The 21,742-nt window shown below is 68.0% G+C and carries 34 protein-coding genes; 28 read left to right on the top strand and 6 right to left on the bottom strand.

The window, feature by feature from the left end; genetic code table 11:
• The first annotated feature begins 2 nt into the window (after positions 1–2).
• The 22 genes from rplD to CV103_RS17295 all read left to right on the top strand — a co-directional run bounded on the left by rplD (position 3) and on the right by CV103_RS17295 (position 11,517).
• On the top strand, positions 3–629 hold the full coding sequence (gene rplD / locus CV103_RS17190) for a 50S ribosomal protein L4 (RefSeq protein ID WP_015458358.1): 627 nt from the start codon (positions 3–5) through the stop codon (positions 627–629).
• Positions 622–936, top strand: a complete 315-nt coding sequence (locus tag CV103_RS17195) for a 50S ribosomal protein L23 (RefSeq protein WP_107395654.1) — start codon at positions 622–624, stop codon at positions 934–936. Before rplD ends, CV103_RS17195 begins: the two co-directional genes overlap by 8 nt.
• A gap of 4 nt (positions 937–940) precedes the next feature.
• A complete protein-coding gene (gene rplB / locus CV103_RS17200; RefSeq protein ID WP_015458356.1) occupies positions 941–1,777 on the top strand; it encodes a 50S ribosomal protein L2 in 837 nt (278 codons plus the stop codon).
• 3 nt (positions 1,778–1,780) lie between these two features.
• Positions 1,781–2,056 (top strand): 30S ribosomal protein S19, encoded by a 276-nt coding sequence (gene rpsS / locus CV103_RS17205; RefSeq protein WP_010127197.1) that lies wholly within the window; start codon positions 1,781–1,783, stop codon positions 2,054–2,056.
• Positions 2,056–2,439 carry a 50S ribosomal protein L22 gene (gene rplV, locus CV103_RS17210; RefSeq protein WP_015458355.1) on the top strand — a complete coding sequence of 128 codons (384 nt, stop codon included), beginning with the start codon at positions 2,056–2,058 and terminating at the stop codon, positions 2,437–2,439. Before rpsS ends, rplV begins: the two co-directional genes overlap by 1 nt.
• Position 2,440: 1 nt before the next feature.
• Positions 2,441–3,136 (top strand): 30S ribosomal protein S3, encoded by a 696-nt coding sequence (gene rpsC / locus CV103_RS17215; RefSeq protein ID WP_015458354.1) that lies wholly within the window; start codon positions 2,441–2,443, stop codon positions 3,134–3,136.
• Positions 3,137–3,200: 64 nt separating this feature from the next.
• Positions 3,201–3,632 carry a 50S ribosomal protein L16 gene (gene rplP / locus CV103_RS17220; RefSeq protein ID WP_015458353.1) on the top strand — a complete coding sequence of 144 codons (432 nt, stop codon included), beginning with the start codon at positions 3,201–3,203 and terminating at the stop codon, positions 3,630–3,632.
• A 1-nt stretch (position 3,633) separates the two neighbouring features.
• Positions 3,634–3,837: a 50S ribosomal protein L29 gene (gene rpmC, locus CV103_RS17225; protein WP_015458352.1), complete on the top strand. Its 204-nt coding sequence runs from the start codon at positions 3,634–3,636 to the stop codon at positions 3,835–3,837.
• Between the two features lie 13 nt (positions 3,838–3,850).
• Positions 3,851–4,111 carry a 30S ribosomal protein S17 gene (gene rpsQ / locus CV103_RS17230; protein ID WP_015458351.1) on the top strand — a complete coding sequence of 87 codons (261 nt, stop codon included), beginning with the start codon at positions 3,851–3,853 and terminating at the stop codon, positions 4,109–4,111.
• Between the two features lie 13 nt (positions 4,112–4,124).
• Positions 4,125–4,496 (top strand): 50S ribosomal protein L14, encoded by a 372-nt coding sequence (rplN, locus tag CV103_RS17235; protein ID WP_015458350.1) that lies wholly within the window; start codon positions 4,125–4,127, stop codon positions 4,494–4,496.
• Complete coding sequence (rplX, locus tag CV103_RS17240; protein WP_015458349.1) at positions 4,496–4,813, top strand: 50S ribosomal protein L24; 318 nt, start codon at positions 4,496–4,498, stop codon at positions 4,811–4,813. Before rplN ends, rplX begins: the two co-directional genes overlap by 1 nt.
• Complete coding sequence (gene rplE / locus CV103_RS17245) at positions 4,806–5,387, top strand: 50S ribosomal protein L5 (protein WP_015458348.1); 582 nt, start codon at positions 4,806–4,808, stop codon at positions 5,385–5,387. Before rplX ends, rplE begins: the two co-directional genes overlap by 8 nt.
• A 50-nt stretch (positions 5,388–5,437) precedes the next feature.
• Positions 5,438–5,743 (top strand): 30S ribosomal protein S14, encoded by a 306-nt coding sequence (gene rpsN, locus CV103_RS17250; protein WP_015458347.1) that lies wholly within the window; start codon positions 5,438–5,440, stop codon positions 5,741–5,743.
• A 10-nt stretch (positions 5,744–5,753) separates the two neighbouring features.
• The gene (rpsH, locus tag CV103_RS17255) at positions 5,754–6,149 is read left to right on the top strand and encodes a 30S ribosomal protein S8 (RefSeq protein WP_015458346.1); all 396 of its coding nucleotides are present in this window, start codon (positions 5,754–5,756) and stop codon (positions 6,147–6,149) included.
• Positions 6,149–6,682 (top strand): 50S ribosomal protein L6, encoded by a 534-nt coding sequence (gene rplF / locus CV103_RS17260; protein WP_015458345.1) that lies wholly within the window; start codon positions 6,149–6,151, stop codon positions 6,680–6,682. The genes rpsH and rplF overlap by 1 nt, the downstream gene beginning before the upstream one ends.
• Positions 6,682–7,035, top strand: coding sequence for a 50S ribosomal protein L18 (gene rplR / locus CV103_RS17265; RefSeq protein ID WP_015458344.1), 354 nt, complete (start codon positions 6,682–6,684; stop codon positions 7,033–7,035). Before rplF ends, rplR begins: the two co-directional genes overlap by 1 nt.
• 1 nt (position 7,036) lies before the next feature.
• Complete coding sequence (rpsE, locus tag CV103_RS17270; RefSeq protein ID WP_015458343.1) at positions 7,037–7,768, top strand: 30S ribosomal protein S5; 732 nt, start codon at positions 7,037–7,039, stop codon at positions 7,766–7,768.
• A 6-nt stretch (positions 7,769–7,774) separates the two neighbouring features.
• A complete protein-coding gene (rpmD, locus tag CV103_RS17275) occupies positions 7,775–7,951 on the top strand; it encodes a 50S ribosomal protein L30 (protein WP_015458342.1) in 177 nt (58 codons plus the stop codon).
• Between the two features lie 222 nt (positions 7,952–8,173).
• Complete coding sequence (gene rplO, locus CV103_RS17280; RefSeq protein WP_015458341.1) at positions 8,174–8,704, top strand: 50S ribosomal protein L15; 531 nt, start codon at positions 8,174–8,176, stop codon at positions 8,702–8,704.
• Between the two features lie 129 nt (positions 8,705–8,833).
• A complete protein-coding gene (gene secY / locus CV103_RS17285; RefSeq protein WP_015458340.1) occupies positions 8,834–10,201 on the top strand; it encodes a preprotein translocase subunit SecY in 1,368 nt (455 codons plus the stop codon).
• A gap of 43 nt (positions 10,202–10,244) precedes the next feature.
• Positions 10,245–10,895: an adenylate kinase gene (locus tag CV103_RS17290; RefSeq protein ID WP_015458339.1), complete on the top strand. Its 651-nt coding sequence runs from the start codon at positions 10,245–10,247 to the stop codon at positions 10,893–10,895.
• A gap of 76 nt (positions 10,896–10,971) precedes the next feature.
• Positions 10,972–11,517, top strand: coding sequence for an SRPBCC family protein (locus CV103_RS17295; protein ID WP_107395668.1), 546 nt, complete (start codon positions 10,972–10,974; stop codon positions 11,515–11,517).
• A 7-nt stretch (positions 11,518–11,524) separates the two neighbouring features.
• On the opposite strand, the gene CV103_RS17300 is transcribed toward CV103_RS17295, so the two are convergent.
• Complete coding sequence (locus tag CV103_RS17300) at positions 11,525–12,034, bottom strand: DUF6438 domain-containing protein (RefSeq protein ID WP_146163450.1); 510 nt, start codon at positions 12,032–12,034, stop codon at positions 11,525–11,527.
• A gap of 132 nt (positions 12,035–12,166) precedes the next feature.
• Between CV103_RS17300 and CV103_RS17305 the strand changes: the two genes are divergently transcribed.
• A complete protein-coding gene (locus CV103_RS17305; protein ID WP_070934943.1) occupies positions 12,167–12,727 on the top strand; it encodes a beta/gamma crystallin-related protein in 561 nt (186 codons plus the stop codon).
• 21 nt (positions 12,728–12,748) lie between these two features.
• Here the strand turns inward: CV103_RS17305 and CV103_RS17310 are convergent, their stop codons facing one another.
• Entirely contained in the window at positions 12,749–13,279 is a 531-nt protein-coding gene (locus CV103_RS17310; protein WP_070934941.1) for a hypothetical protein, read from the bottom strand.
• 132 nt (positions 13,280–13,411) lie between these two features.
• Here CV103_RS17310 and CV103_RS17315 point away from each other — a divergent pair, with 132 nt between their 5' ends.
• The gene (locus CV103_RS17315) at positions 13,412–15,037 is read left to right on the top strand and encodes an NAD(P)/FAD-dependent oxidoreductase (protein WP_107395656.1); all 1,626 of its coding nucleotides are present in this window, start codon (positions 13,412–13,414) and stop codon (positions 15,035–15,037) included.
• 25 nt (positions 15,038–15,062) lie between these two features.
• Here the strand turns inward: CV103_RS17315 and CV103_RS17320 are convergent, their stop codons facing one another.
• The 4 genes from CV103_RS17320 to CV103_RS17335 are packed head-to-tail and all read right to left on the bottom strand — an operon-like array spanning position 15,063 to position 18,797.
• A complete protein-coding gene (locus CV103_RS17320; protein ID WP_107395657.1) occupies positions 15,063–16,334 on the bottom strand; it encodes an adenosylmethionine--8-amino-7-oxononanoate transaminase in 1,272 nt (423 codons plus the stop codon).
• On the bottom strand, positions 16,331–16,957 hold the full coding sequence (bioD, locus tag CV103_RS17325; protein ID WP_107395658.1) for a dethiobiotin synthase: 627 nt from the start codon (positions 16,955–16,957) through the stop codon (positions 16,331–16,333). Before bioD ends, CV103_RS17320 begins: the two co-directional genes overlap by 4 nt.
• On the bottom strand, positions 16,954–17,691 hold the full coding sequence (locus CV103_RS17330) for a methyltransferase domain-containing protein (protein WP_107395659.1): 738 nt from the start codon (positions 17,689–17,691) through the stop codon (positions 16,954–16,956). Before CV103_RS17330 ends, bioD begins: the two co-directional genes overlap by 4 nt.
• Complete coding sequence (locus tag CV103_RS17335; protein ID WP_107395660.1) at positions 17,688–18,797, bottom strand: 8-amino-7-oxononanoate synthase; 1,110 nt, start codon at positions 18,795–18,797, stop codon at positions 17,688–17,690. The genes CV103_RS17330 and CV103_RS17335 overlap by 4 nt, the downstream gene beginning before the upstream one ends.
• A 237-nt stretch (positions 18,798–19,034) precedes the next feature.
• Here CV103_RS17335 and rpsM point away from each other — a divergent pair, with 237 nt between their 5' ends.
• The 4 genes from rpsM (at position 19,035) to rplQ (ending at position 21,670) form a co-directional block, all read left to right on the top strand.
• Positions 19,035–19,403 (top strand): 30S ribosomal protein S13, encoded by a 369-nt coding sequence (gene rpsM, locus CV103_RS17340; RefSeq protein WP_015458329.1) that lies wholly within the window; start codon positions 19,035–19,037, stop codon positions 19,401–19,403.
• Positions 19,404–19,510: 107 nt separating this feature from the next.
• Positions 19,511–19,900: a 30S ribosomal protein S11 gene (gene rpsK, locus CV103_RS17345; RefSeq protein ID WP_010123860.1), complete on the top strand. Its 390-nt coding sequence runs from the start codon at positions 19,511–19,513 to the stop codon at positions 19,898–19,900.
• 88 nt (positions 19,901–19,988) lie between these two features.
• Positions 19,989–21,053, top strand: coding sequence for a DNA-directed RNA polymerase subunit alpha (locus CV103_RS17350; RefSeq protein ID WP_015458328.1), 1,065 nt, complete (start codon positions 19,989–19,991; stop codon positions 21,051–21,053).
• A gap of 194 nt (positions 21,054–21,247) precedes the next feature.
• Positions 21,248–21,670, top strand: coding sequence for a 50S ribosomal protein L17 (gene rplQ / locus CV103_RS17355; RefSeq protein ID WP_015458327.1), 423 nt, complete (start codon positions 21,248–21,250; stop codon positions 21,668–21,670).
• Positions 21,671–21,742: the final 72 nt, after the last annotated feature.

A 21,742-nucleotide genomic window follows, 5' to 3' on the forward strand; every position in this document is an offset into this window, starting at 1 on the left:
TCATGAAGGTCAAGGTTCAGACCCTCGACGCCAAGGCGTCGGGCGACATCGAACTCGCGGACGAGGTGTTCGGCCTCGAGCCGCGCGCGGACATCCTGCACCGCGTCGTCACCTGGCAGCTCGAAAAGCGCCGCGGCACGGCCCGTCCCACCCGCGAGCGTTCGGACGTTGCCCGCTCGGGCAAGAAGTTCGGTCGCCAGAAGGGCGGCGGCACGGCCCGTCACGGCGATCGCCGCGCCCCCGTCTTCATCGGCGGTGGTAAGGCCCACGGTGCCCGCCTTCGCGACTTCAACCCGTCGCTGAACAAGAAGGTTCGCGCGCTTGGCCTGAAGATGGCGCTCTCGGCCAAGGCCAAGGACGGCAACCTGATCGTCGTCGACGCGCTGGATGTCGCCGAAGGCAAGACCAAGACGCTCGCGGGCCAGCTCGCGAAGCTGGGCTTCGGCACGAAGGCGCTGGTGATCGACGGCGATGCGCTCAACGTCAGCTTCGCGCTGGCTTCGAGCAACATCAAGGGCGTCAACCTGCTGCCGGCGATCGGTGCGAACGTCTACGACATTCTGAAGCATGACACGCTGGTGCTGACCCGCGCCGCCGTCGAGAAGCTGGAGGCGCGCCTCAATGGCTAAGAAGCAGAACGAAGCGGTGGCACTGCGTCATTATGACGTCGTGCTCGCGCCGCACATCACCGAGAAGGCCTCGCTGCTCTCCGAGCATAATGCGGTGGTCTTCAAGGTCGCCGGCGACGCCAGCAAGCCCGAGATCAAGGCGGCTGTCGAAGCGCTGTTCAACGTCTCGGTGACGGGCGTGAACACCATCGTCCAGAAGGGCAAGACGAAGAAGTGGAAGGGCGCGCCCTACCGCCGCTCGGACGTGAAGAAGGCGATCGTGACGCTGGCCGAAGGCCAGTCCATCGACGTGACCACGGGGATCTGACGCCATGGCGCTGAAGCATTATAACCCGACCAGCCCGGCGCGGCGCGGCCTGATCCTCGTCGACAAGTCGTCGCTGTGGAAGGGCAAGCCGGTCAAGGCGCTTACCGAAGGCAAGCGCAAGTCCGGCGGCCGCAACAACATGGGCCACGCCACCGCGCGCGGCATCGCGGGTGGCCACAAGCAGAAGTATCGCTTCGTCGATTTCAAGCGCCGGAAGTGGGATCAGCCCGCGACCGTCGAGCGCCTGGAATATGACCCGAACCGCTCGGCCTTCATCGCGCTGGTGAAGTATGAGGACGGCGAGCAGGCCTACATCATCGCGCCGCAGCGTCTGGCTGCCGGCGACGTGATCGTGGCGGGCAAGAAGACCGATACCAAGCCCGGCAACGCGATGGAGATCGGCCAGGCCCCGGTCGGCACGATCGTCCACAATGTCGAGATGAAGCCCGGCAAGGGCGGCCAGATCGCGCGTGCCGCCGGCACCTATGTGCAGATCGTCGGCCGCGACAAGGGCATGGTGATGGTTCGCCTGAACTCGGGCGAGCAGCGCTACATCCGTTCGGACTGCATGTGCACGGTGGGCGCGGTGTCGAACCCCGACAACGCGAACCAGAACCTCGCCAAGGCCGGTCGCAACCGCTGGCTCGGCCATCGTCCGCTCACCCGCGGCGTCGCCAAGAACCCGGTCGACCACCCCCATGGCGGTGGTGAAGGCCGCACCTCGGGCGGCCGTCACCCGGTCACCCCGTGGGGCAAGCCGACCAAGGGCGCCCGCACCCGCAGCAACAAGGCGACGGACAAGTTCATCATCCGTTCGCGTCACGCGAAGAAGAAGAGGTAAGCCATGGCCCGTTCCGTCTGGAAAGGTCCGTTCGTCGACCTGCACCTTCTGCGCAAGGCCGAGGCCGCGCAGGAATCTGGTGCCCGCGCGCCGATCAAGACCTGGTCGCGCCGCTCCACGATCCTGCCGCAGTTCGTCGGCCTGACCTTCAACCTCTACAACGGCCGCAAGTTCGTGCCGGTGTCGGTCAACGAAGACATGGTCGGTCACAAGCTGGGTGAATTCGCGCCGACGCGCTATTTCCCCGGCCACGCCGCCGACAAGAAGGGCAAGCGCTGATGTCGAAGCCTGCATCCCCCCGCAAGGTCGGCGATAAGGAAGCGCTGGCGGTGGCCACCACCGTCCGCGGCTCGCCGCAGAAGCTGAACCTGGTCGCGGCCCTCATCCGCAACAAGAAGGCCGGCGACGCGCTCAACATCCTCGCTTTCTCCAAGAAGGCGATGGCGGTTGACGTCCGCAAGGTGCTTCAGAGCGCGATCGCCAACGCCGAGAACAACCACAATCTCGATGTGGACGCGCTCGTCGTGAAGGAAGCCTCGGTCGGCAAGGGCCTCGTCATGAAGCGCTTCGCCACCCGCGCCCGCGGCCGTTCCACCCGCATCGTCAAGCCGTTCTCGCGCCTGCGCGTGGTCGTCCGCGAGCAGGAAGAGGCTGGAGAATAACATGGGTCAGAAGTCCAACCCGATCGGCATGCGGTTGCAGATCAACCGCACCTGGGACAGCCGCTGGTTCGCCGAAGGCGCCGATTATGGCCGCCTGCTGCTTGAGGATCTGAAGATCCGCAAGTTCATCATGAAGGCGCTGCCGCAGGCGGCGATCTCCAAGGTGGTGATCGAGCGTCCGGCCAAGCTGTGCCGCATTTCGATCTACGCTGCCCGTCCCGGTGTCATCATCGGCAAGAAGGGCGCGGATATCGAGAAGCTCCGCAAGAAGCTGGGCGAGATGACGTCGTCGGACGTGAGCCTGAACATCGTCGAGATCCGCAAGCCGGAAATCGACGCCAAGCTCGTGGCCCAGGGCGTCGCCGACCAGCTCGAACGCCGCGTCGCGTTCCGCCGTGCGATGAAGCGCGCGGTGCAGTCGGCGCTGCGTCTCGGCGCGGAAGGCATCCGCATCACCTGCGCCGGCCGTCTCGGCGGCGCGGAGATCGCGCGGACCGAATGGTATCGCGAAGGTCGCGTGCCGCTGCACACGCTGCGCGCGAACGTCGATTATGCCGAAGCCGAAGCCCACACCGCCTATGGCGTGTGCGGGATCAAGGTGTGGATCTTCAAGGGCGAGATTCTCGGCCATGATCCGCTCGCCCAGGATCGGCTCATGATGGAAGCTCAGACGTCGGGGGTCCGGCCGGCGCGGTAAGGGGTTCGCCCCTTTCCACGTCGCCTGATCGACCGGACAATCGGTGTCAGAAGGCGATTAAGACATGCTGCAACCAAAGCGCACAAAATTCCGCAAGGCCTTCAAGGGCCGCATCCACGGCGATGCCAAGGGTGGCACTCAGCTCAACTTCGGCGCCTTCGGCCTGAAGGCGCTGGAGCCGGACCGGATCACCGCCCGCCAGATCGAGGCCGCCCGCCGTGCCATCACGCGCCACATCAAGCGCCAGGGCCGTCTGTGGATCCGCATCTTCCCGGACGTTCCGGTCTCGTCGAAGCCGGCCGAAGTCCGCATGGGCTCCGGTAAGGGTTCGCCCGAATTCTGGGCCGCCCGCGTCAAGCCCGGCCGCATCCTGTTCGAGCTGGACGGCGTTCCCGGCCCGCTCGCCCGCGTCGCTTTCGAGCGTGCGATGGAGAAGCTGCCGATCAAGACCAAGGTGGTCGCCCGCCTCGGTGAATCGATTTACGAGGCTGCGTGACATGGCCAAGATCAGCGATCTCAAGACGAAGACCGACGACCAGCTCTCCGAGCAGCTGGGCGAGCTGAAGCGCGAGCAGTTCAACCTGCGCTTCCAGGCCGCCACCAGCCAGCTGGAGAAGCCGTCGCGGGTGCGTGAGGTGCGTCGCACCATCGCGCAGATCAAGACCCTCCAGACCGAGCGCGCGCGCTCGGCCGCCAAGTAAGGAGACACCAGTCATGCCGAAGCGCGTGCTGACGGGGACTGTGGTCTCCGACAAGACCGACAAGACGGTGGTGGTGCTGGTGGAGCGTAAGGTGAAGCACCCGCTCTACGGCAAGATCATCCGCCGTTCGAAGAAGTATCACGCCCATGACGAGGGCAACGTGTTCAAGGAAGGCGAGACCGTCCGCATCGAGGAATGCGCGCCGATCTCCAAGCTGAAGACGTGGCGCGTTCTGGGCAAGGTCGGGGCCGAAAGCCCCGCCGTCGCCGGTTAAGGAGGACTGACCCATGATTCAGATGCAGTCCAACCTGGACGTGGCCGATAACTCGGGCGCCAAGCGCGTCCAGTGCATCAAGGTGCTCGGCGGTTCCAAGCGCCGCACCGCCACCGTCGGCGACGTGATCGTCGTGTCGATCAAGGAAGCCGCCCCGCGCGGCAAGGTGAAGAAGGGCGACGTGCACCGCGCCGTCATCGTCCGCACCGCGAAGGACATTCATCGTCCGGACGGTTCGACGATCCGGTTCGACGGCAACGCCGCCGTTCTGATCAACAAGAATAGCGGGGAGCCGATCGGCACCCGCATCTTCGGGCCGGTGGTGCGCGAACTGCGCCAGGCGGGCCACATGAAGATCATTTCGCTCGCGCCCGAGGTGCTGTGATGGCCGCGTTGAAGATCAAGAAGGGTGACAAGGTCATCGTCCTGTCCGGCAAGGACAAGGGCAAGACCGGCGAAGTCACCAAGTCGCTGCCCAAGGAGGGCAAGGTGATCGTGTCCGGCGTGAACGTCGCGACCCGCCACCGCAAGCCGACCCAGGTCAACCCGCAGGGTGGCCTGGAGCGCGTGGAAGCGCCGCTGCATGTCTCGAAGGTCGCGCATGTGACCGCCGACGGCAAGCCGACGCGCGTCCGCTTCGAAATCAAGGACGGCAAGAAGGTCCGCGTGGCCGTGAAGTCCGGGGAGCAGATCAATGGCTGACGCTTACAAGCCCCGCCTCAAGAAGCTGTACGAGGACCGCATCGTCCAGGCGATGACGGAGAAGTTCGGCTACACCAACCCGATGCAGGTGCCCAGGCTCGAGAAGATCGTGCTGAACATGGGCGTCGGCGAGGCGACGCAGGACAAGAAGAAGGTCGAGGTCGCGGCCCAGGAAATGACCGCGATCGCCGGCCAGAAGGCCGTCATCACCAAGGCGAAGAAGTCGATCGCGCAGTTCAAGCTGCGTGAAGGCATGCCGATCGGCGCGAAGGTCACCCTTCGTCGCGAGCGGATGTACGAATTCCTCGACCGGTTCGTGACGATCGCCCTGCCGCGCGTCCGCGACTTCCGCGGCCTTTCCGACAAGTCGTTCGACGGCCGCGGCAATTATGCCACCGGCCTGAAGGAGCAGCTGATCTTCCCGGAAATCAGCTACGACAAGATCGACAAGATCCGTGGCATGGACGTGGTCGTCGCGACGACGGCGAAGACCGACGAGGAAGCGCGCGAGCTGCTTCGCCTGTTCGGCTTCCCGTTCCCGCAGCCCGTCGTCGAAGAAAAGAAGGCGGCCTGATCTCCCTCGGGGAGACTGGCTCGATCCGATAAGGAAAGAGAACTTAAGTCATGGCGAAACTGAGTTCGATCAACAAGAACGAGAAGCGCAAGAAGCTCGTCAAGCAATATGCTGGCAAGTATGCGCGCCTCAAGGCGATCGCGGACGATGAAGGCAAGGACGAGACGGAGCGCCTGATCGCGCGCCTGAAGCTCGCCGAGCTGCCGCGCAACGCGAACCCCACCCGCGTTCGCAACCGTTGCGAGCTGACCGGGCGTCCGCGCGCTTACTACCGCAAGTTCCGGCTGTGCCGTGTCCAGCTGCGCGATCTGGCCAACAAGGGCCTGATCCCGGGCGTCACGAAGTCGAGCTGGTAAGGAACTGAAGATGGCTCTGACCGATCCTTTGGGTGATCTGCTCACCCGCATCCGCAACGGCCAGCGCGCGCGCAAGGACAGCGTCCTGTCCCCGGCGTCCAAGCTGCGTGCCCGCGTCCTCGACGTGCTGCAGCGCGAAGGCTATATCCGTGGCTACAGCTCGGAAGATCTCGCCGGCCACGATGGCCTGCGCATCGAGCTGAAATATTTCGAGGGCCAGCCGGCGATCCAGCATGTCGCCCGCGTCTCGAAGCCGGGCCGCCGCGTCTATTCGGGCGCCAAGGAGCTGCCGCGCATCCGCAACGGCCTCGGCATCACCATCGTCTCGACGCCGAAGGGCGTTCTGTCCGACGCGGAAGCGCGCGAGCAGAATGTCGGCGGCGAGATTCTCGCGGAGGTCTTCTGATGAGCCGCACGGGCAAGAAGCCGGTCGCCATTCCCGCGGGCGTGACGGCCACGATCGAGGGCCGCGAGCTTTCGGTGAAGGGGCCCAAGGGCACCCTCACCCTGCCGCTGGCCGATGAGGTGACCTACGCCATCGAGGACGGCCAGATCGCGATCCAGCCGGCCAACGACACCAAGCGCGCCCGCTCCTTCTGGGGCATGCAGCGCACCCTGGTGCAGAATCTGGTGACGGGCGTGACCGAGGGTTTCTCGAAGACGCTGCAGATCACCGGCGTCGGCTACCGCGCCAACCTTCAGGGCAAGAACCTGAAGCTGCAGCTCGGCTACAGCCACGACGTCGATTTCGCGGTGCCGGAAGGCATCACGATCGCGACGCCGGACCAGACGACGGTGCAGATCAGCGGCATCGACAAGCAGAAGGTCGGCCAGGTCGCCGCCGAGATCCGCCGCTGGCGCAAGCCGGAGCCCTATAAGGGCAAGGGCATCAAATATGCCGGCGAGTTCATCTTCCGCAAGGAAGGGAAGAAGAAGTAATGGCCAAGCTCTCTCTTTTCGCGAAGCGCCGCCAGCGCGTCCGCACCGCGCTGCGGGCTCGTGGCGCCACCCGTCCGCGCCTTTCGGTGCACCGTTCGGGCCGCCACATCTATGCCCAGGTGATCGACGACGCCGCCGGCCGCACGGTCGCCGCCGCCTCGACGCTGGACAAGGATGTCCGCGGCCAGACCGGCGCCACGGCGGAAGCCGCGGCTGCCGTCGGCAAGCGCCTGGCGGAGCGTGCCTCGGCCGCCGGCGTCACCAAGGTCGTATTCGATCGCGGTGGCTTTCTGTTCCATGGTCGGGTGAAGGCTCTCGCCGACGCCGCCCGCGAAGGCGGACTGGAGTTCTAATATGGCTGACGAAACCGAAATCCAGGCGGGCGCTCCTGCCGATGCGCCCGCCGCCGGCGGCGCGCCGGAAGGCGAGCGCCAGGGCCGTGGTCCGCGTGGCGGCCGTGGCCGTGGCCCGGGCGGTGATCGTGGCGGCCGTGGCCGCGACGGCAACCGTGGCCGTCGCGACGATCGTCGCGGTGGCGCCGAGGAAGGTGGCGAGGAGCTGATCGAAAAGCTCGTCCACATCAACCGCGTCTCCAAGACCGTGAAGGGCGGCAAGCGCTTCGGCTTCGCGGCTCTGGTCGTCGTCGGCGACGGCAAGGGCCGGGTCGGCTTCGGCCATGGCAAGGCGCGCGAAGTGCCGGAAGCCATCTCGAAGGCGACGGCTGCCGCCAAGAAGGCGATGATCCGCGTTCCGCTGCGCGAAGGCCGCACGCTGCACCATGACGGCAACGGCCATTTCGGCGCGGGCCGGGTGACGCTGCGCTCGGCGCCGCAGGGCACGGGCATCATCGCGGGTGGCCCGATGCGCGCCATCTTCGAAAGCCTGGGCGTGGCCGATGTGGTGACCAAGTCGGTCGGCACCTCGAACCCCTACAACATGATCCGCGCGACCTTCGAGGCGCTTTCGGATCAGACCAGCCCGAAGTCGGTGGCCCAGCGCCGCGGCAAGAAGATCGCCGACCTGCTGGGTCGTGGCGGTGCTTCGGCCGAGGTGGCGGAAGCCGAAGCCGCGGCCGTTACGGAGTAATCGGACATGGCGACCATCAAGGTGACGCAGGTCGGCTCGCCGATCCGCCGGACCAAGGACCAGCGCGCGACCCTCGTCGGCCTGGGCCTCAACAAGATGCACCGGACCCGCGAGCTGGAGGATACTCCGGAAGTGCGCGGCATGATCCGCAAGGTGCAGCACATGGTGAAGGTCGAGGGCTGATCCCCTCGGCCGTCCCGGCCGATTGCCGGGGCTCACAAGGCGCCGCGATGATGGCTTCGGCCGCATCGCGGCCCTTTGTCGATTTGGTCCATGGGCCGATTTGGGCTTTACGGCCCGGCGGCGAACGGGGTAGGGGCCTCGGCCTCTAGCCAGACAGATCGAGTCCGATTCCCGCGATGCGGGGCGGGCTCAGCGCGACAAAAGCGAAAGCGAGTGCACGATATGAAACTGAACGATATCCGCGACAATCAGGGCGCGCGCAAGGGCCGGGTCCGCGTGGGCCGCGGCATCGGCTCGGGCCTCGGCAAGACCGGCGGCCGCGGCCAGAAGGGCCAGAAGAGCCGCTCGGGCGTCTCGATCAAGGGCTTCGAGGGCGGTCAGATGCCGCTCCACATGCGCCTGCCGAAGCGCGGCTTCAACAACATCTTCGCCAAGGATTATGCCGAGGTGAACCTGGGCCAGATCCAGGCGCTGGTCGACGGCGGCAAGCTCGCCACCGACGGCGTGATCGATCACGCCGCGCTCAAGGCGGCGGGCGTCGCCCGTGGCGGCAAGGATGGCGTGCGCCTGCTCGGCAAGGGCGAGCTCAAGGCCAAGCTGTCGCTCAAGGTCGCCGGTGCGTCCGCCGGCGCCAAGGCGGCGGTCGAGAAGGCCGGCGGCTCGGTCGAGGTGATCGTGGTGGTTCCGGCGGCCGAAAAGGCTGCCGCCAAGAAGGGCAAGACCCTCGCCGCCAAGAAGGCCGCCAAGGCCTGAATTTCCGGTTGCGCTTTCCGGCCCGTTCTTGGTGTTCGGGGCTGACAAGCGCGACAGGGGCATTATATGAGGCGGCGGGGGGCGTAGAGGCACTCCGCCGCCTTCAATTTTTCCGGGGTCGTTAAACGCATGGCATCCGCAGCCGAACAACTGGCCGCCAACGTCAGTCTTTCCCAGTTCGCCAAGGCGACCGATCTCAAGAAGCGGCTGTGGTTCACGCTGGGCGCGCTCATCGTGTTTCGCCTGCTCAGCTTCGTGCCGCTGCCCGGCATCGATCCGGTGGCGCTCCACGCCCAGTTCGAAACGACCAAGGGCGGCGTTCTCGATTTCTTCAACACCTTTTCGGGCGGCAGCCTCTCGCGCATGAGCCTGATCGCGCTCGGCGTGATGCCCTACATCACCGCCTCGATCGTCGTGCAGCTCGCGACCTCGCTGTCGCCGTCGCTCGCCGCGATCAAGAAGGAAGGCGAGAGCGGGCGCAAGAAGCTCAACCAATATACCCGCTACGGCACGGTGCTGCTCACCGCGATCCAGGGCTATTTCATCGCCGTCGGCCTGGAAGCCTGGGGTGCGGACCAGGGCATGTCCGCCGTGATCGATCCGGGCATCCTGTTCCGCGTCACCACCGTGATCTCGCTGATCGGCGGCACGATGTTCCTGATGTGGCTGGGCGAACAGATCACCAGCCGGGGCATCGGCAACGGCGTCTCGCTCATCATCATGGCCGGCATCGTCGCCTCGCTGCCCACGCACCTCGCCCAGCTTTTCGAGGGCGGCCGATCCGGCTCGCTGTCGCCGGTGCTGATCCTCGGCGTGGTCGCGCTGATCGCGGGCCTGATCCTGTTCATCTGCTTCATGGAGCGCGCGCAGCGCCGGGTGCTGATCCAGTATCCGAAGCGCCAGACCGCGCGCGGCATGATGCAGGGCGATCGCAGCTTCCTGCCGCTCAAGATCAACACCGCCAACGTCATCCCGCCGATCTTCGCGTCGTCGCTGCTGCTGATGCCGCTCACGATCAGCCAGTTCGCCGGCCAGCGCGTGAACGACGATACCTGGTGGGGGTCGGTGCTGAGCTGGCTGAACCTCAACCTCGCCCATGGCGCGCCGATCTACATGCTGCTCTATGCGGCGGGCATCATCTTCTTCTGCTTCTTCTACACCGCGGTCGTCTTCAACCCGGAGGAGACGGCGGACAATCTGAAGCGTTACGGCGGCTTCATCCCCGGCATCCGCCCGGGCAAGCACACCGCCGACTATCTGGATTTCGTGCTGACCCGCATCACCGTGATCGGCGCGGCCTATCTGACGCTGATCTGCCTCGTGCCGGAATATCTGGCCTCGCGGGCGGGCATCAGCTTCGCGCTAGGCGGCACCAGCCTGCTGATCGTGGTCAACGTGACGATCGATACCGTCACGCAGATCCAGAGCCACCTGCTCGCCCATCAATATGGCGATCTCATCAAGAAGGCGAAGCTGAAGGGCGGCAATCGCCGCTGACGGCAAAGACCGGCAAACCGGCAATAGGGGGGACTAGCTTCCGATGAACATCATTCTGCTGGGGCCTCCGGGCGCGGGCAAGGGCACCCAGGCGGGCCGGCTGGTCGCCGAACGCGGCATGGTGCAGCTTTCCACCGGCGACATGCTGCGCGCCGCCGTCAAGGCGGGCACGCCGATCGGCCTCCAGGCCAAGGCGGTGATGGAATCGGGCGGCCTCGTCTCGGACGAGATCGTCTCCGGCCTGATCGGCGAGCAGCTCGACGCGCTGTCGCCCGATACCGGCGTGATCTTCGACGGCTATCCCCGCACCGCCGCGCAGGCCGAATCGCTCGATGGCCTGCTCGCCGCGCGCGGCCGCACCCTCGATCATGTGATCGAGCTGGAGGTGGACGAGGACGCGCTGGTCGAACGCATCACCGGCCGCTTCACCTGCGCGCAGTGCGGCGAGGGCTATCACGACAAGTTCAAGCTGCCCAAGGTGCCCGGCACCTGCGACGTCTGCGGCAGCCACGAGTTCAAGCGCCGGCCCGACGACAATGAGGAAACCGTGCGCACCCGCATGGCCGAATATCGCGCCAAGACCGCGCCGATCCTGCCGATCTACGAGGCGCGGGGCCTGGTCTCCCGCGTCGACGGCATGGCGCCGATTGCCGATGTCGAGGCCGCGATCGAACGGATCCTCGGCCCCCGATAGGAGGCGCGGGCACCCGCTTCGGGCCGCCGCCTCGTCATGCTATCATCCCCTCTCCCGATATCCGGGGGAGGGGATGATGCGTTTTACGGCCCCATTCGGTCTGGCCATGATCGGTGGAGCGGCGCTGGCCGCCGCGGCGCCTGCGGACGCGGAAGTCGTCTCCGCCTCCGCCGGTGCGTTCGAGATATCGCGCAGCGTCACCGTCCCCGTCACGCCCGATGCGGCCTATGGCGCGCTCGGCCATGTCGGCCGCTGGTGGAGCAGCGCGCACAGCTATTCGGGCAATGCCGCCAACATGACGCTGGACCTCCATGCCGGCGGCTGCTTCTGCGAGAAGCTGGCCGATGGCGGCTCCATCGAACATATGCGCGTGATCGCCGCCCGCCCCGGCCGCCTGCTCCGCCTGTCGGGCGCGCTCGGGCCCTTGCAGGCCGAAGCCGTCGCGGGGGTGATGAGCTGGACGCTCGCCGCCGATCCCGCCGGCGTCCGCATCGTCCAGACCTACAGTGTCAGCGGCCATGTTCGCGGCGGGGCGGACAAGATCGCGCCCGCCGTCGATCAGGTGATGGGCGAGCAGCTCCAGCGCCTCGCCGACTACCTCCGCGCCACCCGCACGCCCTGAGCGCCGGTCAGCGCGGGCGATCGCCCACCAGCGGGCCGATCGGCAGCATCTCGTTCGACGAGCGGATCGCCTCGGCCAGCGGCACGTAGCGCAGGTCGGTGCAGCCCAGGCTGAAGGACAGCGTCACCGCCTCGCCCGACTTGTCGACCCAGCGCACCGTCCAGCTCGGCGCGTCGGTGCGGAAGCTCTCGCATTCCTCCGGCCCGATCCGGCGGTCGGCGGCGGGGCGATAGGGGGCGAGCCTCTTCTCGATCGCGCGGAAGGTGGCGGGCTCCACCAGCAGCGCCTGCTCCCCCACCTTGGCGACGAAGCGCGTGCCGATGAAGCGGCCGCCGCCGTCCGCGAGGATGCGGGTGCTGTAGACCGGGCAGCGGCCGAAGCAGGGGCCGGCGGCGATGACGATCTCGGCCGTGTCGGCGTCGGCATCCGGCTCCGCGCCGGCAGGCTGGAGCGGCGCCATCGCAAGGAGACCGGCGGCACCCATCACCCTGGCTGCTGTCGAAAAGCTGCGCATCATCGAACGCCCCCTACGGATCGCGCGATCAGATAACATGTTATCGCGCTGGTGCCCGTGCAATTTATGGTAACAGCGGCGATATGATCGATTGCCCCGACCGGGCCTGCGCCCGGCGGGACGGAGGAGGATGCCATGCTGCTGTCGATGCTGTTCGCCGCCATGCTCGCCCCTGCCGCCGAGGAGCGCCGCCCCGGCGGCCAGCCGGAGGCGATCGTCTATCGCGATGCCGGCTATAGCGGCCCCGCCGTCGCGGTGGGCCGCGCCAACCCGGACATGGGCCTCGCCTGGCCGGTGCGCAGCATCCGCGTCAACAGCGGCACCTGGCAGCTCTGCCCGCAGCGCAATTATGGCGGCCGCTGCATCACGGTTTCGCGCAGCACGTCGAACCTCGGCAACCAGCTCGGGCCGGGAAGCCGCCTCGTCTCGATCCGCCCGATCGGAGCGGAGCCGCCGCGCCCCGTGCCCAACCAGTCGCTGCGCGGCATGGCGGCCGAATTCTTCCCCCGCCCCGCGCGGGACGGGCGCCGCGTCGCCGCCTGCGCCACGGGCAGCGCGACGGCCAATTGCGCCGCCCGCAGCGCCGACGCCTTCTGCCGCGCGCAGGGCTGGAACGGATCGAAGAGCGAGGCGCTGGAATCGGAAGGCCGCGCGGTCTACCTCGCCGACGTGCTCTGCGTCCGTTCGGGCTATTGAGCGAAGCCGCGCGCGGACGCTCTACCGCGCGATCATCCCCAGCTCGAAGGAAAGCTTCAGCAGCCGGGGCTCGGGTGCGGCGGGATCGGCGACGAAGGCCTGCGCCTCGCCGTTCACCGCGCCGCACAGGTTGAAGGGCGCGCCGCCGATGGCGATGGCCTGGCCGGGGCGGCAGCGGCGGACATGGCCGTCGCGGTCGATCTCGATATCCGCCGTGCCCAGCATCCGCCGCCGGTCGAAGCGCCGCTCGCTGCCCGGCAGCGGCCCCAGCGTGCCCACCGCCTCGCCGATCAGCCGCGCGTCGATCGCGATCGCCCGGCGATAATCCTCGCCCAGCACCGCCTTCAGGAAGGCCGGATCGGCGATCGCATCGCATTCCGGCGCGGCATCGGCCACGCTGCGCCCCGCGGTCTCCATGGTGCAGCCCAGCACATGGCCGCGCCCGTCGAGCGCGAGATGGGCGATGATGGCGGTATGTTCGAAGGTCGCGGGCGGATAGGGCGCGGTGGCGGCGGGGACGGGTGCCGCGGCCAGCAGCAGGTAGGGCAGCATCGATGAATCTCCTTGGGCCGCCATCCTAGTGGATCGCATCGGGCAAAGGCATCCGCTTTCGTCCGGTGCCCGATCCGCTGGACCGCGGACCGGGGCATTTCGTTCGCGGCGGAATCGCTGTAGGGCGCGCGGATGCTGCGCATCACCGAACTCAAGCTGCCGCTCGGCCACCCGCCCGAGGCGCTCGCCGCCGCGATCCGCGACCGGCTGGGCATCGCGCCGGAGGAATTGATCGATCACGCCGTCGCCCGCCGTGCCCATGATGCCCGGCGCAAATCGGCGATCCAGATGGTCTATTCGGTCGACGTGACCTTGAAGGACGAGGCGGCGGTGCTCGCCCGCTTCGCCGACGATCGCCACGTCCAGCCCACGCCCGACACCGGATATCGCCCGCCCGTGCAGGCGCCCGCCGGTCGCAGGGGCCTGCGCCCGGTGGTGATCGGGGCGGGGCCGTGCGGCCTGTTCGCCGGCCTGATCCTCGCCCAGATGGGCTTCCGCCCGATCATCCTGGAACGCGGCAAGGTGGTGCGCGAACGCACCAAGGATACCTGGGGCCTGTGGCGGCGCGGCGTGCTCAACCCCGAATCCAACGTCCAGTTCGGCGAAGGCGGCGCCGGCACCTTCTCCGACGGCAAGCTCTACAGCCAGATCAAGGACCCGCGCTTCCTGGGCCGCAAGGTGCTGACCGAATTCGTCAAGGCCGGCGCGCCCGAGGAGATCCTTACCGAGGCGCACCCCCATATCGGCACCTTCCGGCTGGTGACGATGGTGGAAAGCATGCGCCGGACCATCCAGGATCTGGGCGGCGAATATCGTTTCGAACATCGGGTGGAGGATTTCGATATCGCCACCGCGCCCGATGGCGGCCGCCGGCTGCGCGGGCTCCACCTCCACACCGGCGAATATCTGGAGGCCGACCATGTCGTGCTGGCCGTCGGCCACAGCGCGCGCGGCACCTTCCAGACGCTATACGATCGCGGCGTCCATATCGAGGCCAAGCCCTTCTCGATGGGCGTGCGGATCGAACATCCGCAATCCTGGATCGATCGCGCCCGCTTCGGCACCTGCGCCGGCCATCCCGATCTGGGGGCGGCCGCCTACAGCCTGTCGCACCATTGCTCCAACGGCCGCACCGTCTACAGCTTCTGCATGTGCCCCGGCGGGCGCGTGGTGGCGGCGACGTCGGAGGAAGGGCGCGTCGTCACCAACGGGATGAGTCAATATTCCCGCGCGGAATTCAACGCCAATTCGGGTTTCGTCGTCGGCATCGATCCCGAACGGGATTATCCCGGCCACCCGCTCGCCGGCATCGACTTCCAGCGGCATTGGGAATCGCGCGCCTTCGTGGCGGGCGGGTCCAGCTATCAGGCGCCGGGGCAGAAGGTGGGGGATTTCCTCGCCGGCCGCGCCTCCACCGAATTCGGGGAGGTCATGCCGTCCTACAAGCCGGGCGTGCACCTCACCGATCTCGCGCAGTGCCTGCCCGATTTCGTGGTGGATGCCTTCCGCGAGGCGCTGCCCGTCTTCGGCCGCCAGATCGCCAATTACGATCATCCCGATGCGATGATGACGGGCGTGGAAACCCGCACCTCGTCGCCGGTCCGCATCACGCGCGGCAGGGACTTCCAGAGCCTCAACACCGTCGGCCTCTTCCCCGCGGGGGAGGGGGCGGGCTATGCCGGCGGCATCCTTTCGGCGGGCGTGGACGGCATCAAGGTGGCCGAGGCCGTGGCGCAGAGCCTGGTCGCGGCGGGCTGAGGCCGCCGATCCGCCGCGCCCTTCGTTATTCCCGCCCGATCCATTCGGCCGCTTCCTCGATCGCGGTATAGATGCGGTCCAGCTCGCCGGCGGTGATGCAATAAGGCGGCAGGATATAGACGACATTGCCCATCGGCCTGAGCAGCAGCCCCCGGTCGCGGAAGAAGGCGTTGAGGCGCGGGCCGATCGCGGAAAGATAGTCGCTGCCTTCCTCCACGAACTCCATCGCCGCGATCGTGCCGGTCCGGCGCTTCGCCCTGATCCGGCCGCGCCCGTCCAGCGCCGCCAGCCGTTCCGCCTGCATCGCCGCCAGCGCCGCGATCCGATCGGCCACCGGCTCCTCGCGCCAGATGGCGAGGTTGGCGTTGGCCGCCGCGCACGCCACCGGATTGGCGGTGTAGCTGGACGAATGGAAGAACATCCGCCCGCGATCCGGCGAAAGATGCGCCTCGAATATGGCAGGCGTCGCCAGCGTCGCCGCCAGCGGCAGGGCGCCGCCGGTCAGCCCCTTGGAAAGGCAGAGGATGTCGGGCGCGATGCCGGCCTGGTCGCAGGCAAAGGTCGTGCCGGTGCGGCCCCAGCCGGTCATCACCTCGTCCAGGATGAACAGCACGCCGTGCGCCGCGCAGATCGCCCGCATGGCGGCCAGCACCTGCGGCCCATACATCATCATGCCGCCCGCCCCCAGCACCAGCGGCTCCAGGATGAAGGCGGCGGGCCTGTCCGCGCCCCGGCAGGCGGCCTCCAGCGCATCCAGCGTCGCCTGCTCGCGGCCCTCGGCGGGGAAGGGGATGGTGCCCACGTCGAACAGCAAAGGCTGGTAGGCGCGGTTGTAGACGCCGCGCTCGCCGACGGACATCGCCCCGATGGTGTCGCCATGATAGCCATGCTCCAGCACCAGGATGCGGTGGCGCGGCTCGCCCCGGTTCAGCCAATAGCCCAGCGCCATCTTCAGCGCGACTTCCACGCTGGTCGATCCGCTGTCGGAAAAGAATACGTGGGCGAGGCCGGCGGGCGCCATGGCGATCAGCCCGCGCGCCAGCGTCTCGGCGGGCTCATGGGTCCAGCCGGCGAAGATCAGCTGGTCCAGCCGGTCGGTCTGGGCGCGGATCGCCGCCTGGATGCGCGGCTCGCAATGGCCGTGGGTGATGACCCACCAGCTTGATATCGCATCGATCCAGGCGCGCCCGTCCGCGCCATACAGGGTCGCGCCCGCCGCCCGGTCGATCAGCGGTATCTCCTCGCCCAGCCCGTGCTGGGTGAAGGCGTGCCAGACGGGGGAGGGCGACGCGCTCATGCCGGCCGGGCCCTGAAATCGGCGATATCGAATCCCTCGGCGAAGGCCGCCGCCAGCATATCGGGCGTCAGCGGATCGAGGTGGGGCAGCCGCCCCAGCCGCCGCACCTGGCCGATGGCGGCGATGGTCGCCTCATTATCCTCGTTGGCCGGGCCGATATAGGCGATGCCGTGGATCGGCACGCCGCGCGCGCGCAGGGCCTCGATCGCGGACAGGCTGTGGTTGATCGTGCCCAGGCCGGTGCGCGCCGCCAGCACCACCGGCAGGCCCCAGCGCGCGAAGATATCGGCATAGAGCGTCGTGCGCGTCACCGGCACCAGCGGCCCGCCCGCGCCCTCGATCACCAGCGGGCCGGGCAGGGCGGGCGGGGCGATCGCCGCCGCGTCGATGGCGATCCCTTCCAGCTCGGCCGCGCGATGCGGGGAAAGCGGGTGGATCAGGCGGTGCGCCTCGGGCAGCGCCGGCCGGCCGCTCAGCCGCGCCACGATCTCGCTGTCGGTCTCCTCGTCCAGCCCGGCCTGGATCGGCTTCCAGTAGGTCGCGTCCAGCGCCGCGGTGAGGGCTGCCGCCAGCACCGTCTTGCCGATGCCGGTGTCAGTGCCGGTAATCACATATCGGGTCATGCGTTCAGGGTTCCGTAGGCGATATGGTAGGTGGCCCCGGCGCCCTCCGCTTCGAATGCCGCCATGGCCCGGCGCAGGGCGGGCGCCGGCACGGGCGGGCGCGGCACGCGCGGCCGGTGCGCGCCGATCGCCCGCAGCCCGGCCAGGAAGGCGCGGGCATCGGCATGGCGATCGACGAAATATTCGCTCTCCACCGTCGCGCCGAGCGCCGTCAGGGCCTCGGGGGCGGGATAGTCGCCCATGGCCGGGGCCTCGCCCGTCGCGGCGCGGTGCGCGGCATCCCATTCGGCCAGGCTGCCGGCGGCCATGGTGGCGAAGGCCAGCCGCCCGCCGGGGCGCAGCAGCGCCTTCAGCCGGCCGATCGCGCCCGGCAGGTCGGCGAACCACTGGAAGGCGAAGCTCGAACAGATCAGGTCGAAATCGCCCTCCACCTCCGGCCGCTCGCCATCGACCAGCGCGAAGCCCACGTCCAGGCGCGGGCCGATCCGTTCCGCGCAGCGATCGAGCATGGCGGGCGCGATATCGGTCAGCAGCCAGTCGCCCAGCCCGATCCGCCGGATCAGCGCCTCGGAAAGCAGGCCCGTGCCGCAGCCAATCTCCAGCACGCGCGGCCGGCGCGGCAGGGACAGGGCGCCGATGCGTTCCGCCAGCCGGCGCGCGGCATGGGCCTGCACCCGCGCCGCCGCGTCATAATGGCGCGCCTGGCCGAAGGCGTGGGCGACATGTGCGTTCACAGCAGGTCCCTCAGCAGGGCGGACAGGCCGGTCACGGCATCGGCGCCGGCATTGAGCGTCAGCGATATCCGCAGCCGCGATGTGCCGATCGGCACCGTCGGCGGCCGGATGCCCCGGACGTCGAAGCCCGCCGCCTGCACCGCGCCGGCAATCTCCATGGTTCGCTTGTCGTCGCCGATGATGACGGGGATGATCTGCGATCCCGTCGCCGGCAGCCCGGCCGCCGCCGCATGGTCGATCAGCGCCGCCAGCGCCGCGCGCCGTTCCGGCTCGTGCCGGACGATGCCGATCGCCGCGCGCACTGCCGCCGCCATCAGCGGGGAAGGCGCGGTCGAGAAGATGAAGCCCCGGCCCCGGTTCACCAGATAGTCGGTGATCGCGGCGGGGCCGCACAGCAGCGCGCCCTCGCAGCCCAGCGCCTTGCCGCAGGTGCTGAGCGTGATGACGTTGTCGCGCCCCTGCCACGGCGCCGCCAGCCCGCGCCCGTCCGGCCCGAACACGCCGGTCGCGTGCGCCTCGTCGATCAGCAGGAAGGCGTCGGTCTCGTCCGCCAGCGCCGCCAGCGCGTCCAGCGGCGCCCGGTCGCCGTCCATGCTGTAGAGGCTTTCCACCGCGATCCACACCCGGCCCTTGCCGCCGCCCGCGCGCCATGAGCCGATGGCATCGGCGAAGGCGTCCGCGTCGTTGTGCGCGGCGCTGGCGCGGTCCGCCTTGCCGGCGCGCATGCCTTCGTGCGCGCTGGCGTGGATCAGCTCGTCATACAGGATCAGGTCGCCGCGCCGGGGCAGCGTGGCGAAGGCGGTCGCGTTGGCGGCGAAGCCGGATGAGAAGAACAGCGCCGATTCGCAGCCGAAGAAGACGGCGGCCTCCGCCTCCAGCGCCTCATGCTCGGGATGGTTGCCGCGCAGCAGCCGCGATCCGCCGGCGCCCACCGGCACGCCGCGCGCCAGCGCCGCCGCCACCGATTCGGCCAGGCGCCCCGATCCGGCGAGGCCGAGATAGTCGTTGGAGGCGAAATCCGCGCCCGCGCGCGGGATAAGGCTGCGCCGCCGGCCACGGCGGGCAAGCGCGGCGAGGTCCGCCCGATGCTGGTCCAATATCGCCATCGCGGGCGCCCTAGCGGAAGGCGGCGGCGCTTGCAAAGCAGGCGGGCGCGGTGCATGGGCCGCCTCCGCCCGCCGGGATTGCGTGCTTGACTCCGCCCCGCCCCGGCCCTAAGCGCAGCTCATCCCTAGAGACCGGTTCCGGCGGCGTTTCGGCGTGCGCCGTTTTTTCGTTCTCTACGGGGTGCGTCGAGATGGGACGGGGAAGCCACCCGTCCTGTGGAGCAGGAGAATAGACAAGTGGCACGTATTGCGGGTGTCAACATCCCGACCAACAAGCGCGTCGAAATCGCGCTGACCTACATCCATGGCATTGGCCCGGCCAAGGCCAAGGAAATCACCGCCAAGCTGGGCATCGAGCCCGCGCGCCGCGTTCAGGACCTGTCGGACCAGGAAGTCCTTCAGATCCGCGAGACGATCGACGCCGGCTACACCGTGGAGGGCGATCTTCGCCGGCAGGTGGCGATGAACATCAAGCGCCTGATGGACCTGGCCTGCTATCGCGGCCTGCGTCACCGCAAGGGCCTGCCGGTCCGCGGCCAGCGCACGCACACCAATGCGCGCACCCGCAAGGGCAAGGCCAAGCCGATCGCCGGTAAGAAAAAGTAAGATAAGAAATCAGTCCGGGCGACTGGTTTCCTTACTTTTCCGCCGGGGGCGAGGCCTCGCAGAGACCGCCCCGGCGCCACGCAAGAGATTAAGGTCAGGATCTATCCATGGCACGTGAACCCCAGCGCCTTCGCCGTCGCGAGCGCAAGAACATCACCGCCGGCGTCGCCCATGTGAACGCCAGCTTCAACAACACCATGATCACCATCACCGACGCGCAGGGCAATGCGATTGCCTGGTCGTCCGCCGGCATGATGGGCTTCAAGGGCAGCCGCAAGTCGACCCCCTATGCCGCCCAGGTCGCGGCCGAGGATGCCGGCAAGAAGGCCGCCGAGCATGGCGTCCGCACCCTCGAGGTCGAGGTCAAGGGCCCCGGCTCGGGCCGTGAATCGGCGCTTCGCGCGCTGCAGGCGGTCGGTTTCCACATCACCTCGATCCGCGATGTGACGCCGATCCCGCACAATGGCGTGCGTCCTTCCAAGCGCCGCCGCGTCTGATTGTGCTTGGCGGGGGCCTTCGGGCCTTCGCCGCTGAGTTTTCCGGCCACGGCGGACGCGCCGTGGTCCAACCCCCAAGGGGAAGTCCATGGCTGTCAACGCAAAGAACTGGCAGGAACTGAAGAAGCCGCAGGGCCTCGAAAAGAAGGCGGGCGGCGACGGCAAGCGCAAGGCGACCTTCGTCGCCGAGCCGCTGGAGCGTGGCTTCGGCCTGACGCTGGGCAACTCGCTGCGCCGCGTGCTCCTCTCCTCGTTGCAGGGCGCGGCCGTCACCTCGATCAAGATCGAGAACGTGCTTCACGAATTCTCGTCGCTGACCGGCGTTCGCGAAGACGTGACGGACATCGTGCTGAACGTGAAGCAGATCGCGCTGCGCATGCAGGGTGAAGGCGCCAAGCGGCTCCAGCTTTCCGTCACCGGCCCGGCCGAGGTGACCGCCGGCGACATCGCCACCACCGGCGATATCGAGGTGATGAACCCCGAACTGGTGATCTGCCACCTCGACGAGGGCGCGTCGCTCAACATGGAGCTGACCGCCGATGTCGGCAAGGGCTACGTTCCCGCCGCCGCCAACCGTCCGGCCGACGCGCCGATCGGCCTGATCCCGGTCGACGCGCTCTACTCGCCGGTCCGCCAGGTCGCCTACAAGGTGGAAAACACCCGCGTCGGCCAGGAGCTTGACTATGACAAGCTCACCCTGACGATCGAGACCGACGGCACCGTCACCCCGGAAGATGCGATCGCTTATGCGGCCCGCATCCTGCAGGACCAGCTCCAGCTCTTCGTCCACTTCGACGATGCGCTCGTCCAGGCCGCTCCGTCGGCCGGCGGCGTCGCCGCGGCGCCCGCCGCCGGTGGCGAGCCGGAGCAGAACGCCAACCAGCTCAACCGCTACCTTCTCAAGAAGGTGGACGAGCTGGAGCTTTCGGTCCGTTCGGCCAACTGCCTCAAGAACGACAACATCATCTACATCGGCGATCTCGTGCAGAAGACCGAGGCGGAGATGCTGCGCACGCCGAACTTCGGCCGCAAGTCGCTCAACGAGATCAAGGAAGTTCTCGCTTCGATGGGGCTGCGCCTGGGCATGGAAATCCCCGGCTGGCCGCCCGAGAATATCGAGGAAATGGCCAAGAAGCTCGAACAGGAATTCTGACGATCGGCGGCTCTCCCGCCGATCGTCACCCCGGCGCAGGCCGGGGTCTCGCCGGACGGGAGCGCCGCTCTCCATCGTGGGAGGTCCCAGCCTTCGCTGGGATGACGTCGAAGAAGGGGAATGGGCGGCGCCCTTAACGGCCGCCTGGTCCGGGGTACCTGATACGGCCCCTGAACGAACTGGAAGGAAATACCATGCGTCATCGCGTTGGCGGTCGTAAGCTTCAGCGGACCGCGTCCCACCGTACCGCCCTGTTCCGCAACCAGTCGGCGGCGCTCATCAAGCATGAGCAGATCACCACCACGCTCGCCAAGGCGAAGGAGCTTCGCCCCTATGTCGAGAAGCTGGTGACGCTGGCGAAGAAGGGTGGCCTGGCCAACCGTCGTCTCGCCCATGCCCGCCTGCAGGACGAAACGCAGCTCAAGAAGCTGTTCGAGGTGCTGGCCGAGCGCTACAAGGATCGCAACGGCGGCTATACCCGCATCATCAAGGCCGGCATCCGCGCGTCGGACGCCGCGCCGATCGCGATCATCGAATTCGTCGATCGCGACGTTTCGGCCAAGGGCCAGGATTCGGGCCCGGTCGCCGGTGAGGACGATCTGGACGAAGCGGCCTGATCTTCAGGTTTCTTCGCAAAGTTGCATGAGAGGCCGGAGGCGTTAGTCTCCGGCCTTTCTTTTTGCCCGTTC

Source organism: Edaphosphingomonas fennica, from assembly GCF_003034225.1.
Taxonomy (GTDB): domain Bacteria; phylum Pseudomonadota; class Alphaproteobacteria; order Sphingomonadales; family Sphingomonadaceae; genus Sphingomonas_E; species Sphingomonas_E fennica.